At 58.7% G+C, this 12,696-nt stretch carries 13 protein-coding genes and 1 pseudogene; 4 read left to right on the forward strand and 10 right to left on the reverse strand.

The annotated features are described in order from the left end of the window. The 5 genes and pseudogenes from QDY28_RS18595 to QDY28_RS18615 all read right to left on the reverse strand — a co-directional run. Nucleotides 1–262 (reverse strand): ACT domain-containing protein (locus tag QDY28_RS18595; RefSeq protein WP_331383136.1); only part of this gene is annotated, 262 nt, incomplete at its 3' end. A gap of 45 nt (nt 263–307) precedes the next feature. Further along, nucleotides 308–1,114: a 3-methyl-2-oxobutanoate hydroxymethyltransferase gene (locus QDY28_RS18600; protein ID WP_331383137.1), complete on the reverse strand. Its 807-nt coding sequence runs from the start codon at nt 1,112–1,114 to the stop codon at nt 308–310. A 25-nt stretch (nt 1,115–1,139) separates the two neighbouring features. Then, a complete protein-coding gene (locus QDY28_RS18605) occupies nt 1,140–2,366 on the reverse strand; it encodes an NAD(P)/FAD-dependent oxidoreductase (RefSeq protein WP_331383138.1) in 1,227 nt (408 codons plus the stop codon). Nucleotides 2,367–2,376: 10 nt separating this feature from the next. Next, a complete protein-coding gene (locus QDY28_RS18610; RefSeq protein WP_331383139.1) occupies nt 2,377–2,691 on the reverse strand; it encodes a MocE family 2Fe-2S type ferredoxin in 315 nt (104 codons plus the stop codon). A 73-nt stretch (nt 2,692–2,764) separates the two neighbouring features. Continuing rightward, a pseudogene (locus QDY28_RS18615) lies at nt 2,765–3,851 on the reverse strand (fatty acid desaturase family protein). 513 nt (nt 3,852–4,364) lie between these two features. On the opposite strand from QDY28_RS18615, the gene QDY28_RS18620 reads away from it, so the two are divergent. From QDY28_RS18620 to QDY28_RS18630, 3 genes are read left to right on the forward strand one after another with little or no spacing between them, the layout of a single operon-like run. Further along, a complete protein-coding gene (locus QDY28_RS18620; RefSeq protein ID WP_331383140.1) occupies nt 4,365–4,886 on the forward strand; it encodes a DUF4142 domain-containing protein in 522 nt (173 codons plus the stop codon). Between the two features lie 16 nt (nt 4,887–4,902). Continuing rightward, nucleotides 4,903–5,223, forward strand: coding sequence for a cupredoxin domain-containing protein (locus QDY28_RS18625; protein ID WP_442967558.1), 321 nt, complete (start codon nt 4,903–4,905; stop codon nt 5,221–5,223). Nucleotides 5,224–5,241: 18 nt separating this feature from the next. Then, nucleotides 5,242–5,994, forward strand: a complete 753-nt coding sequence (locus tag QDY28_RS18630) for an RNA polymerase sigma factor (RefSeq protein ID WP_331383142.1) — start codon at nt 5,242–5,244, stop codon at nt 5,992–5,994. Nucleotides 5,995–6,037: 43 nt separating this feature from the next. Here the strand turns inward: QDY28_RS18630 and QDY28_RS18635 are convergent, their stop codons facing one another. After that, entirely contained in the window at nt 6,038–6,313 is a 276-nt protein-coding gene (locus QDY28_RS18635) for a DUF6522 family protein (RefSeq protein WP_331383143.1), read from the reverse strand. A gap of 199 nt (nt 6,314–6,512) precedes the next feature. Between QDY28_RS18635 and metB the strand changes: the two genes are divergently transcribed. Beyond that, nucleotides 6,513–7,670: a cystathionine gamma-synthase gene (metB, locus tag QDY28_RS18640; protein ID WP_331383144.1), complete on the forward strand. Its 1,158-nt coding sequence runs from the start codon at nt 6,513–6,515 to the stop codon at nt 7,668–7,670. Between the two features lie 59 nt (nt 7,671–7,729). Here the strand turns inward: metB and QDY28_RS18645 are convergent, their stop codons facing one another. The 4 genes from QDY28_RS18645 to QDY28_RS18660 all read right to left on the reverse strand — a co-directional run bounded on the left by QDY28_RS18645 (nt 7,730) and on the right by QDY28_RS18660 (nt 12,650). Beyond that, entirely contained in the window at nt 7,730–8,791 is a 1,062-nt protein-coding gene (locus QDY28_RS18645) for an acyltransferase family protein (RefSeq protein WP_331383236.1), read from the reverse strand. 51 nt (nt 8,792–8,842) lie between these two features. Continuing rightward, nucleotides 8,843–9,670, reverse strand: a complete 828-nt coding sequence (locus QDY28_RS18650; RefSeq protein ID WP_331383145.1) for a galactosyl transferase — start codon at nt 9,668–9,670, stop codon at nt 8,843–8,845. Between the two features lie 108 nt (nt 9,671–9,778). Next, nucleotides 9,779–11,290, reverse strand: a complete 1,512-nt coding sequence (locus QDY28_RS18655) for a lipopolysaccharide biosynthesis protein (RefSeq protein WP_331383146.1) — start codon at nt 11,288–11,290, stop codon at nt 9,779–9,781. Between the two features lie 241 nt (nt 11,291–11,531). Next, nucleotides 11,532–12,650: an HPP family protein gene (locus QDY28_RS18660; protein WP_331383147.1), complete on the reverse strand. Its 1,119-nt coding sequence runs from the start codon at nt 12,648–12,650 to the stop codon at nt 11,532–11,534. Nucleotides 12,651–12,696 lie beyond the last annotated feature (46 nt).

The raw sequence follows: 12,696 nt of genomic DNA on the forward strand, positions 1-12,696 counted from the left end.
CCTTCATGCGCTTCTGGGCATCATAAATCTCGGCATCCATCTCGAATTTGTCGGCGACCGGCTTGAAGCCTTCGACCAGCTTCTGCTGGTTGATCCCTTCCTCGGAGATGAAGGAGACCCGCATGAAGAACTTGCCGGTATCGAGATCGTCGAACTGGCTGGAATCAACGATGTTGCAGCCTTGATCGGCCAGATAATTCGCTATCGCCGCAACGATCCCGCGCGTCGATTGGCAGGATACCCGTAGAACATATTGTTTCATCTTATATCGCCCGATTGAACATCATGAAACGCCGCTCGGCGATGCCTATCGACCGCCTTCGGCAAGCAGCCGGAGAAACGTCTGCAGTTCCCCCTCGTCGATCACGACGAGGTGCCCTTTTGCCGGATAGACGCCCGAGCGGACTTCCTCGGCAAATTCCCGGAACGCGGCGGTGCGCTCATTCTGCAGCCGGTCATATTCGGCCGCAAAATCGCGATACACCTTGGCATGACGCGGCCGGTGCCCACGATTGCTGCCAAGCACGTCGTCGGCAAACAGGTATTGAGCATCGCATCCGCTTCCAGCGCCCATGGAAATCATCAGCATCGACGTCACCCTGCTGATCGCGGCGGCGACATCGCCAGGCACGACTTCGATCTCCGCGGCGAAGGCGCCCGCCTCTTCAAGCGCCTTGGTCTGGCGCCAGATTTCGAAGGCGCTTGCAGCGGTCTTACCGACGGCGCGGAAACCGCCCGTCCAAGTGGCCTTGGACGGAATGAGGCCGACATGGCCACAGACCGGAATGCCTTCGTCCCGCATCCGCCGGATCGTTTGCAGCCCGGCGGCGCAATAAACGGCATCCCCGCCGGCCTTCAGCGCCTTAAACGCTTCCCGCATATATTCTTCCGCCGAAACGTAATCGCCATATTCGAGCCCAGGAATGGCAAAGGGGCTCGGGGCCGCCTCACGGAATGCAGGCCCGAGCAGCGCCGGCGGCACGGACAGCATATCGATACCGGCCTTTTCCGCTGCTTCAGCTTCTTCCAGCGAGGTCACGCGCAACATGGTGAGCTGCCGCTGTCCCTTGAGTGCCAGGAGATCGGCGACCGTTGCACGATTGTGTTTTTTCATTGGAAACTCCTTGGGTAAGGGCTCGTCAGGCAGCAAGAAGCGATTTGAGTTTGACGTTACTCGCCGTCAGCGCTTCCGGATCGGGATGAGCGCGGGCTGCTATCAGCATTTCGGCCAGACGGATGTCGCGAGCGACGGCATTGCCGCGACCGATCCCGCTGGCTGCAAGCAAGCGGCCGGTCTCATCGAGATGGAAGAGGATGAATGCCTCCTCGCCAAGGTCACGCCGGAGCATCGTCGCAGCGCCGTCCGCCAGGCCGGCAATCTGCAGCGTCAGATCATATTGATCGGACCAGAACCACGGCACGGCGGAGATGCTGTTGCCTTCGCCCAGCAGATTGGCCGCGGCCAATGTTCCCTGTTCCTGCGCGTTGCGCCAGGATTCCAGGCGAACCCGCCGCCCGCCATAAAGCGCCACCGGAAAGGAACAGCAATCGCCGGCGGCGTAGATATCGGCTGCGGAGGTTTCCAGCCGCTCGTTGACGGCAATGCCATTGTCGAGTGCAAGGCCTGTTTTTTCGGCAAGCGCGACATTCGGCTGAGCACCGATGCCGATGAGCACGAGATCAGCGGAGATTGCCTCGCCGCTTGCCAGGCGGACAATCGCACCGGCCGCGCCATCTTCCACTGCCGCAATGGTTTCGCCGCAGCGAATGGCGACGCCTTCGCTCCGATGACGTTGCGTTATCACCTCTGCCACCGCCTCCGGTACGCCCCGCTTTAGGACACGCGGCAGGCCCTCGATCACGGTGACGTCGGCGCCGAGTTTGCGCGCCGTCGCCGCGAGCTCGAGACCGATAAAGCCGCCGCCAACAATGGCAATATGTCGACCGGGGAGAAGCGCTGCCCGCAGGGCCGAAGCGTCGGCGTGGGTGCGGAGCATCCGAATGCGCTCGCTGGTTCCTGGAATACCCGGAAAACCGCGCGCGGATGCACCGGTCGCGAGCAGCAATTTGTCGTAGCTGAGCTTTTGCCCGTCTGAGAGTGTGACGACTTTGCCGGCCGGATCGATGTCGGTTGCATGCGTGGCGAGCCGTAGGTCGATGCGCTGATCGGCGTAATGTTCCAGGGCGGCCACGAACTTCGGCTCATGGGCGAGGGCAAGGCTCTCCTTCGACAGCGGCGGACGTTCATAGGGCGCAACCGCCTCCGCTCCGATCAGAGTGATGGCGCCGTCGAAGCCCTTCTCCCTGAGCGCAAAGGCGGCGCGGGCGCCGCACTCTCCTGCTCCGATAATGACAAAATGCAGCATGGCTTTTCCCTCAAAGTGCAATAAACACGGTGCCGTCTTCGACCTTGACCGGATAGGTTTTGAGATTGATGCAGACCGGAGCGCCCTTGGCCTCGCCGGTTCTGTAGTCGAAGCGGCCGTTGTGCTTGGGACATTCGATGATGTTGTCCATCACCAGCCCGTCGGCAAGATGGACCTGCTCATGCGTGCAAAGGCCGTCGGTGGCAAAATAGTCGTCTTCCGGACTGCGATAGACGGCGAAGGTTCTGCCGCCGTGGTCGAAGCGCATGACGTCCTCCTCGTCGATCGCATCCGCCGCGCAGACTTCGATCCAGTTGCCGCTCATTCCTGCCTCCCTGTATATGCCGTTGTATGTGCCGTTCCTGGCTGTTGTTATTGTTTGCTGTTCTTGCCTGCTGTCATTGCGCCGCTTCAGCCAGCGTATTGTGGAATTCCTCTCGATAGGGCCGCGCCGTTGATGGCAATTCCCGCTTCAGGAAATAATCCTCGTTGCGCAACTGCCGCAGGAAGGCCGGGATCATTTCGCGGTAGCCCGACCAGATGGAGGGGTTCGGCTTCGGCAGATCGTGTTTGATCATCGCATGCAGCTTCGGCAGCGCATGATAGGGCACCATCGGGAACATGTGGTGCTCGACATGGTAGTTCATGTTCCAATAGATGAAGCGGCTGACCGGGTTCATCAGYACCGTGCGGCTGTTCAGCCGGTGGTCGATGACATTGTCGGCAAGCCCGCCATGCTGCAAAAGGCCGGTCAAAACATGATGCCAGGCGCCGTAGAGCCKCGGCAGGCCGATCAGCACCAGCGGCAGCAGCGAACCCATATAAAAAGCRGCSGCMAAGGTTACGACATAGATCGCCAGCCAGATGCGGGCRATGCGGATCGCCTTCGGCTGCTCCTGCTCGGGAATRAAGGTCTTTTTCAGCGGCGCTGACGATGCCGAAGGCATTACGGATCATGTCGAGCATCGCATAAAAGACATCGATGATGCCGAAGAAGTTCAGGATCAGCCGCAAAAGATCCGGCGGCCGCATGACGGCGATCTCCGGATCGCGGCCGACGATGACGGTGTCGGTGTGGTGGCGGGTATGGCTCCAGCGCCAGGTCACCGGATTGCGCATGATCATGAAGCAGGCGATCTGGTAGACCGCATCGTTCATCCAGCGGGTCTTGAACGCCGTGCCGTGSCCGCATTCATGCCAGCGGCTGTCGGAGGCCGAGCCGTAAAGCACGCCGTAAGCCAAAAAGAAGGGGACGCAGAGCCAGGAGCCCCAGAAAGTGATGCCGAGGCCGGCCAAGACCGCCATGCTGCCGAGCCAGATGATCGTGTCGCGGATGGCGGCGTCATCGGAGCGCTGCATCAGCGCCTTCATCTCCTTGCGGGCRATCTCGCTATGATACCACTCGGCCGCCGCCAGSCCGGTTTCRACGGCCTGCCGGCCGCTCGGCCCGAGCAGGCTRTARTCGCGTTTGATGGTCTCGGTCATTCCTGCCTCCCGCGATGCGCAAGGGCGCGCCGCCTCTGATGAGCAAGAGGATAGGTCGAGTTTTCGCTTGCCTCAATGCGGCAATGATGGAATCTATCATATTCCATCAATCCTCCATCTCATTGATGATGGAATACCTCAGGACCCACCATGCGCCGCCCCACCATCTCCGACCTCGCCAAAGCCTCCGGCGTCAGCGTCGCCACCATTGATCGGGCCTAGAAATCAGCCTGGAAGCAACCGGCGGAAGGCAGCGGCACCTGATTTGGGTCGGGCAGACACTTCTTCCTTCAAACATCCGGTGATAGAATTCTATCATTCTGGCGAAGTGGTTGTGATCTAGATGGCGTCCAAAATGGACAACCCGCCGCGATTTCCGACGAGCCGATATTTTCTTGGGAACCTTTTTCTCTCAACTCCATCCAATGGCCAGTTCCGACACGGGACCAACGGATCGAAGGATGGCGTTGCCTCCGATATTCGCTCCGGATCACCAACGAACGGGAGAAAATCATGTTTAAGCATATTCTTACCGCGACCTTCTTGCTCGGCCTCGCCGGCACTGCAGCAATGGCCGCCGAGACAAAAATCACCGATCCGCAAATCGCTCATATCGCCTACACCGCCGGGCAGATCGACGTAACGGCCGCTGAGCAGGCGTTGAAAAAGAGCAAGAATCCGGAGGTAGTCGAATTCGCCAAGACCATGGAGCGCGACCACAAAAGCGTGAACGAGCAGGCATTGGCGCTGGTCAAGAAACTCAAGGTCACCCCTGAGGACAACGACGTCAGCAAGTCGCTGAGTGCGCAAGCCAGCAAGGAACTCACCAAGCTCGATGCCTTGAACGGCAAGGCCTTCGACAAAGCCTATATCGAAAATGAGGTCGCCTATCACAAGACGGTCAACAACGCGCTCGCCAAACAACTGATTCCGTCGGCAAAGAACGCCGAACTCAAGTCGTTGCTGGAGACCGGCCTTACTCTCTTCAAGGAACATCAAATGCATGCGGAACATCTTGCCGCGACGATGAAATAAAACGGCAATGAGCGCGATGAATAGAAGGCATGCGCTCGCGGTTGTCGCGGGGTTGCTGGCGATGACGGTCAGCACGGTGGCAAAACCAGCCGAATATCAAATCGCCATCGCGAATATGAAATTCGGCTCCCTGCCTGCGGCGCTGCACGTCGGCGACGTGATCGTCTGGCGGAACGATGATATATTCCGCCATACGGCCACCGCGCGCGATGCCAGTTTCGACGTCGACCTGCCACCCAAGTCGCAAAAGAAGATGACGATCGAACGCGCGGGAGCCGTGAAATTCTACTGCCGTTTTCATCCGACGATGACGGGAGAACTGAATGTGCAGCCGTGAGGAACGAGAGGAGCCGAGATGATAGCCGCGCCCGCCGCAACCAAGCGACATCAGCCGGATCCCTCTTCCTATTCGGAAGCCGAACTCATCGCTCGCGCCACAGCGGGCGATGAGGATGCCATCAGGGTCATTGTCCAGCGCAACAATCAGCGCCTTTTCAGAACGGCGCGCGCTATCGTCGGCAATGATACGGAGGCGGAGGACGTGGTGCAGGCAACCTATGTGCAGGCCTTCATCAATCTGTCGGCCTTCCGCGGGAGTTCAAAATTATCAACCTGGTTGACGAGGATTGCGCTCAACGAAGCGTTGGCCCGGATGCATCGACGGCGCGATTTTACCGGGCTTGAGGAGATCGACATGCAGAGCAAGACGTCCGGCGGCGGTTTGTTATACTTCCCCTCCTCGCTGGCGTCAGCCGATCCGGAGGCTGAACTGGCTCGAAATCAGACGAGGCACCTGCTGGAACACGCGGTCGATGCCCTGCCGGACGAGTTCCGCACGGTCTTCATTCTGCGCGACGTGGAAGGTTTCAGCACGGAGGAGACGGCATCCCTCCTCGGCATCAAGCCGGAGACGACCAAGACGCGGCTGCACCGCGCCCGCAAGATGATGCGGCTCTCGATTGAAAAGCAGTTTTCCGGAGCATTCTCGGCCCTCTTTCCCTTCGATGGAGCGCGCTGCGCTGATATGGCCGATCGTGTGGTTACAGCGCTCCGCACCATACATGGCGGGAAACCTTCCGCGTCACCGCCAGGCGAAATCACTCGGTAATTTGCCGGGCTGATTGCCCGAGGCGTCGCAAGAGGGTGGCAGATCAGGACTTGGGGTTCACATGCGGCCTGCCGAGAAATGTCATCTCCTCGTGCCGCACTTTATTTTCATCATCCAAAATTGCGCGCCATATGCGGTTACCCAGTCGCAGGGAAAGGCGCTTCGTTCCCTCGTGATCTTCGGTACCAACCTCTACCGAAGAGGTGACAGAGCCGCGCTGCATATGGCGGCGAAACTCCGCGAGCGACAAACCGAACCGATCGGCGATCTCAAGGGAATCAACGATAAAATCCCCGTTCTGCGCCCGCTCGACAAACATTTGCTTCATCCCTTCACCAATAGACGCAGCCATATATCAAAACGAAATGGAGAACGATCTTTTATTGTCATTCTTAAAACAGAAATTATAGTTGACGCCCGCGAGCGGCTCCAATCGTTCGAAAATCAAGCGTGGAAAGCGCCGTTTGCCCTTCAATCCGCGCATCTCACCGAGACCTGCCCCAATCCAAAAGGCATATATGTCGATGATCAAGGACTTCAGAACGATCGCAGCCGTAAACGGGATCGCAAGCGATGCTGCCTTCGGCGCCGTGAACCCACCGCTCTATCTGTCGAGCAACTTCGCGTTTCGAGAATTCGAACACCCGCAGGCCTACGAATATTCCAGAACCTCCAATCCGACACGCGATCTCCTCGCCGATACATTGGCGAAGCTGGAAGCCGGTGCCGGGGCTGTTGTGACCTCATCCGGAATGGCCGCTGTCAATCTTGTCCTCAGTCTGCTGAAGCCGGGAGACCGGGTGATCGCGCCGCATGATTGCTATGGCGGCACTTACCGACTGCTTGGCGCCCTAAGAGACAAGGGCCATTTCGACGTGGAATTTGTCGATCAAAACAACGATGAAGTGTTGACCTCAGCCTTGAAGCGCGGCGCTTCCCTGGTCTTGGTCGAGACGCCGAGCAACCCGCTCATGCGCGTCGTCGATATCCAGGCCATTTCCCGGCACGTAAAATCCGCGGGAGCGCGGCTGGTGGTCGACAACACCTTCCTGTCACCCGCTCTGCAGCGACCCATTGCGCTTGGTGCCGACGTCGTCATCCATTCGACCACGAAATATCTCAATGGACATTCCGATGTCGTCGGCGGCGCAGTCGTTGCGGCACATTCGAAGGACATCGAGGATCTGAAAGGCTGGGCGAACATGCTCGGTGTGACGGGATCGCCGTTCGATTCCTATCTTACCCTTCGCGGCATCCGCAGCCTTTTTGCGCGCCTCGAACGGCAGCAGACCACCGCCGCAGCCGTCGCTCGTTTCCTCGCGGAGCGTCCGGAGGTCAGTGTCGTCCATTATCCCGGGCTGACCAGCCATCCCGGCCATGAACTTGCAACACGGCAGCAACTCGGCTTCGGCGCCATGTTGAGCTTTGAGCTCAACGGAGGGATCGAAGCGGTACGCCGCTTCGTGGCAGGGCTGACGGTCTTCACCCTCGCCGAATCCTTGGGCGGCGTCGAAAGCCTCGTCGCCCATCCGGCCAGCATGACCCATGTCGGCATGGGCGAAGAGGCGCGCCGCGCCGCCGGCATCAGCGAAGGATTGCTGAGGGTGTCGGTCGGCCTGGAAGCCGAAAAGGATCTGCTGTCGGATCTCGCCTTCAGCCTGACAAAAATCGGATAGTCCGGGCAACCGCTCCCTTCCGATGAAAGGCTCGCCAGAAGCACGTCAATATCCGACATCTACGGCGCGCGCATCTTCGCGGCAAACGCAAATCTCGGCACGATGGAGACAAGCTGCGCCGACAAAAGCGATATCACTGAAATCAATAGTAAGAAGCCTCCGATGTAGACCAACGGGGGCACATGATCGCTATTGACGAAGTGCGCATATATCTCCGTAAAGCCCCGATGACACATATAGATCGGATAGGAGAGATAACCGAGAAAGATACCAAGCGGCTGAAGCTTCTTCGGAATTTCCAAAAACGTGCCCGCAAGGACGATAAGCGGCGAAATGACGACGCAGAACAGCAGTGCAAATTTGAGCGAATAGGTCGGCAGGAATAACAAAACGAAAATCAAGAGGATCGGCAGGATCGCAAAATAGGTACTCGTGGGCGGCCTGTCCTTCTGAACCCTGAATATGATCATGCCGACGGTAAAGGAGAAAAAGACGCGAGCAAGACCGCCGTCGACCGAGCGCCATTCCCAGCCGAGGTCGAGGGACCCGTGCCGGACTACGGATGCGACGAGACAACCAAGTGAAACAGCAGCGAAAAGAGCCAGATATCGCGTTTTCATCCGGAAAAGCATCAGGGCGAATACCAGATTGACGAGCAGCTCCCAGAACAGCGACCAGGCGGGCCCGTTCAAAGGATATAACGGCCACAAATCCGTCGCGGATCTCGTCAGAAAGCTCGGGGATGGCAGCATGAACAGGGTCGAGATCAAGCTTGCGAACAGATCGCCGATGGTGTCGCCCGACGATTTCCAATGGGCCAGCAGTTGCACCAATCCGTAGAAGGTCCCGAGTATGAACAAGGGATAGAGGCGGGCGTAGCGAGCTTTCATAAAGGCTGCCAGCGGCATGCCGCCTGCGAGCTTTTCACTATAAGCCCTTGCAATGACGAAGCCGCTGAGAACGAAGAAGAAATCAACCGCGACATAGGCCAAAGGCGCATCGGGTCGTTGAAGATGATAGACAACGACCGCAAATGCCGCCAGGCCGCGCATCGCGTCAAGCGATGCATATCGGTGGCTCGTTCGCCCCTGAACCGGGCGCCGCGGCCGCTGCGCTGAGATGGACTTAGCGCCCTCTCCCGTCGCTGATAAATCGGATACCTCCACCGCCGGTCACCATTTCGCGTTGTTGGCGCCGGCGGCACCGAAAAATTCGCTGCGCAGGCCGCGATCGAGCGGACGAACGCGCCTGAGATTGCGAAGAAGCTGACGAGGTCGCCGAAGCGCACTGGTATTGAAGAAATAGGTCGAAAGGAGACTAGAAGACTTGCTGTGCGCGCCGCTGTGCCCAACCCTGTAGATGGCGCCGCGAAACGGCAGCGCCTCGAGCGGCGTGCCGCGGTCAGCCAATATGTTTCCGATACGAACATGGCTGCCCAGCATTGACTTCACATAATCCACATCGGCAGCCTCGAGTGTCGCCGGGAGATCATAGAGACGCGACTTTATGATCAACGATGTGCCGCAATAATTTGCGAAATCATCGTAATGCATGAGCAGTCGGCCGCCTTCGTTCCAAAGATAGCCCTTGTCGATCTTCCAGCCGTTCGCTTGGGGATGTTTGGCAACGTAACTGACGATGTTGGCGCTGACGAAATCGTCGTCGTCCACGATCATGAAAAACCGTGCGTCCCGGGCCGAAAGCATGCCGCTCAGTACGCGGCGCCCCTTGTCCAGGCGGAACGCGTCGTAGACCTGCTCTCTGTCTGCGCTATCCAAATCATGGAGCTGGTTCGGCGGAAATGTCACGCGCGCAACGGAAAATTGCGGCGGCAGATCCGGCAGGTCCGCGCCTTCGTTTGCAACGATCACGGCACTCCAGTCAGGATTGGATTGGCCGGCAATCGAGGCCATGGTCTGGGACAAGCGCTCCTTCAGGGCCGGCCAATCCTTCGCATTGGCCTGGTGTCGAACCGGAATGATGAACGTAACGAGTGGCATAATTCCCTCTTTTGCGGTCACATCAGCCCTGGCGCATCCGGCAGGGGCATTGGAATGGACAATCGGTTCATTCGCTCGGCCGCGGTGCCGAACGCAGGTTCATGATGGCTAACTGTGGCGCCGCCGGAGCATTGTCTTTACCAGGAAAAGAGCTCGCTCCCGGCAAAGGGTGAAGATCAGGCCTGTGTAGACGATTGCGCCGATTAGGATTTCGATCGCCAGGCGCGCGGCGGGGGTCCAGGCCTGCAGCAATGCCGAAGCGCCGAGCACCGCAGCCAGCATTCCGACATAGGCAGCAATAGGTCTTAGAAACTGGGCAAAATAGTTTCCGACGCTGAGCGCAATAAGGCGGGAAACCATCCAAAGCGTCACGGGCCAAAGCAGCAGCACTTCGAGCATCAGCGCGAAGACGATGGTGGTGACGCCATATGGATAAAGCAGCAGCACGGTGACGATCGTGACGATGTTTCGAACGAGCTGGTAGTAGAACCACCAGTCCGACCTGCCCTGGCTGGTAATCAAAGATGCCTGGACAACGCCTATTCCGCTCATCAATCCGATGACGCAGAAGAACCGCACCGGCCAGATCGCAGCCGCCCAGTGTTGTCCGAAAATCAGCGGAATGGCGTCGTCGGCCACGGCGGCAAGACCCATGAATGCCGGAAACGACACAAGCGAGCAGCCAAACGTTGCCATGAGGAATGCCTCACGGACCTTGTTCTGATCGTGCTGCAGCGACGACAGCAGAACGTGCGTGACCGAGGTCAGACCCCCGGCAACGACGTTGTTGATCATTTCGAAAAGCCGACGGGCGAAATTATAGATGCCGAGCGCGGCCGGGCTGACGAGCGTGCCTATGATGAGCTGATCAAGGCTCATGGACTGAAGGAAACGATTGCCGGACGCAAATACGCCGTAGTGCAGCAGTTCGCGAAGACTGCTCCACCTGATCCGCAGCCCCGGCAGCCAACCTGCGCCCCAGAAGGCGGCCGCGCATGCTGCGACAGGCGCCGCGATCTGCGCGATCGCCAGCGCCCAGAGGCCGAAACCGGCAAAAATCAACGCCAGACACACCAGGCCGGATACGACGGTGGCGATTGCGGTGCGGACGGCGGCAAGATGAAAGGACATCGTGCGGCCGATAAGGGCGTTGGGAACGACGATCATCATGTCGAAGAAAATCTTCAAGCCGACAATCATCAGCAGGCCGACGATTTCTTTATGGCCTAGGGCCTGCGCGATGTAGGGGGATCCTACGAAAAGGATGATGTAAAGGATTGCGGCCGATGCGAACGACAGCCAGAACACAGTATCGAGGTGGCTCTGTCGAATGGTCTTCTGTTGGATCAACGCTTCGCCAAATGCGGTCGGCCCAAGACCGGCGGCAAAGCTCACGATACTGAAGGCCAGCGCCACCAGGCCAAAATCCTGCGGCAGCAGATATCGCGACGTGACGATGAAGACGAGGCTGTTTAACGCCGTCGGTATCAGCGTGTCCAACGCCGACCAGAACGCCCCTTTCAGCGCCGCGCCAGACCGGTTCTCGCTCAGGTGCTCGAAGACGATTTCGTCCGACTCGAGAACAGCGCTTCCCGTTTCCCAGGACGACGGAGGTCTCAAGCTTTCATCCGATTCATTTGCGATGTTACAACTCCATCTGCTTCCCGCCGGCGCGAGCCGTGCGAGGTCACGAAAAAGCTGTGGGCTCAAATGGCGCCGAAATCGAATTGGTCAAGCGGACTTTTTGCGCGACGCAACGCATTTCGTGTTTTTTTGCTGCAACGCACATTCTGCGGCCGCATCGAGAGACGAATTGCCCTTCCCCACTATCTGCAGAAAGGCGTGGTCGTCATGCCATGCCTCAGGCGACCAATGGCGTTGCACTTTTGCTCGGCAGGAGACGCGCCATAGCGCTCAGAAGGTCGGTCTGCGATATCAGGCCAAGAACACGGTGGTCGGCGTCCACGACAATCACCGCATGCGTGCGTCCATCGGTCAGAACGGGCAATAGGGATAGTGCGGGATCGGCTGCGTCTGCCACGGCCGGCTTCGATATCGCGCCCGCGATGCTGCCAATGCTTTCGGAGAGTTCGCGCAAACCGATTGTACCGACCAGCCGACCTTTCGGGTCCTTGACCGGCAGCGTGCGGATATTGTGCTTCAGAAGAAGATGCCGTGCATGATCTGGCTCGGCGCCCTCGCCGATAGCGATGACGTCGCGCGACATGATATCGGCACAGCTTATATCCCCATGCGACCGCACCGCTGCCTGCAGTTCGACCTGCCGCAGCAAGCGGCTGAGATCCGCCCGATCGATGTCGAAGGTCTCGTCGAGCGCTGCGAGAGCGGCATCGACATCTTCTTCCCGGAAGCCCACACGCAAGACAGACGGAAGATCACGCGTCTGATGGGTATTCTCCGCCGGCTTTGCGACGACATGCGGATAGTTGCGCTTGGAAAATTTATGAAACAGCAGCCCGAGGCCCACAAGTATGCAGGAATTCAAGGCCACCGGGACGAACGGAAAGAAGAAACCCCAGCCCGCAACGACCGGTCCGCCGAGAACAGCAGTCAAGGCTGCGGCGCCGCCTGGCGGATGGAGGCATCGGGTGAAGGACATGGCGCCAATTGCAAGCGAGACGCCGACCCCAATTGCGATAATCGGATCATGAATGAGATAGGCTGCGATGATTCCCATCATGGCGGAAATGGTATTGCCGCCAATGATCGACCATGGCTGGGCAAGCGGACTGGACGGTACCGCGAAAAGAAGCACCGCGGATGCGCCCATCGGCGCGACGATCAGCGGAAGATGGGGTCCTTGTCCGAAAAGATAGCCGCTGATGACGCCGGTAAGGCCGATGCCAATCAAGGCACCAAGACAAGCCATCAATCGTTCGCGCAAGGTCGCCCCGGCAAGAATCGGCGAAAACAAGCGGAAGCGGCTCGGTCCCATCTTGCGGGAGTCAGGATGCTGCATGATAAAACCAGTTTTATGAAAGAATGGTTGTGAGTGGAAAAGGCGC

The organism is Rhizobium sp. BR 362, from assembly GCF_036528765.1.
Classification (GTDB): Bacteria; Pseudomonadota; Alphaproteobacteria; order Rhizobiales; family Rhizobiaceae; genus Rhizobium.

What these genes read in the sequence shown, in the direction of transcription:
- QDY28_RS18600 (WP_331383137.1), bottom strand. Translation starts at nt 1,114, where the DNA reads ATGAAAAAACACAATCGTGCAACGGTCGCCGATCTCCTGGCACTCAAG.
- QDY28_RS18605 (WP_331383138.1), bottom strand. Translation starts at nt 2,366, where the DNA reads ATGCTGCATTTTGTCATTATCGGAGCAGGAGAGTGCGGCGCCCGCGCC.
- QDY28_RS18610 (WP_331383139.1), bottom strand. Translation starts at nt 2,691, where the DNA reads ATGAGCGGCAACTGGATCGAAGTCTGCGCGGCGGATGCGATCGACGAG.
- QDY28_RS18620 (WP_331383140.1), top strand. Translation starts at nt 4,365, where the DNA reads ATGTTTAAGCATATTCTTACCGCGACCTTCTTGCTCGGCCTCGCCGGC.
- QDY28_RS18625 (WP_442967558.1), top strand. Translation starts at nt 4,903, where the DNA reads ATGAATAGAAGGCATGCGCTCGCGGTTGTCGCGGGGTTGCTGGCGATG.
- QDY28_RS18630 (WP_331383142.1), top strand. Translation starts at nt 5,242, where the DNA reads ATGATAGCCGCGCCCGCCGCAACCAAGCGACATCAGCCGGATCCCTCT.
- QDY28_RS18635 (WP_331383143.1), bottom strand. Translation starts at nt 6,313, where the DNA reads ATGTTTGTCGAGCGGGCGCAGAACGGGGATTTTATCGTTGATTCCCTT.
- metB (WP_331383144.1), top strand. Translation starts at nt 6,513, where the DNA reads ATGTCGATGATCAAGGACTTCAGAACGATCGCAGCCGTAAACGGGATC.
- QDY28_RS18650 (WP_331383145.1), bottom strand. Translation starts at nt 9,670, where the DNA reads ATGCCACTCGTTACGTTCATCATTCCGGTTCGACACCAGGCCAATGCG.
- QDY28_RS18660 (WP_331383147.1), bottom strand. Translation starts at nt 12,650, where the DNA reads ATGCAGCATCCTGACTCCCGCAAGATGGGACCGAGCCGCTTCCGCTTG.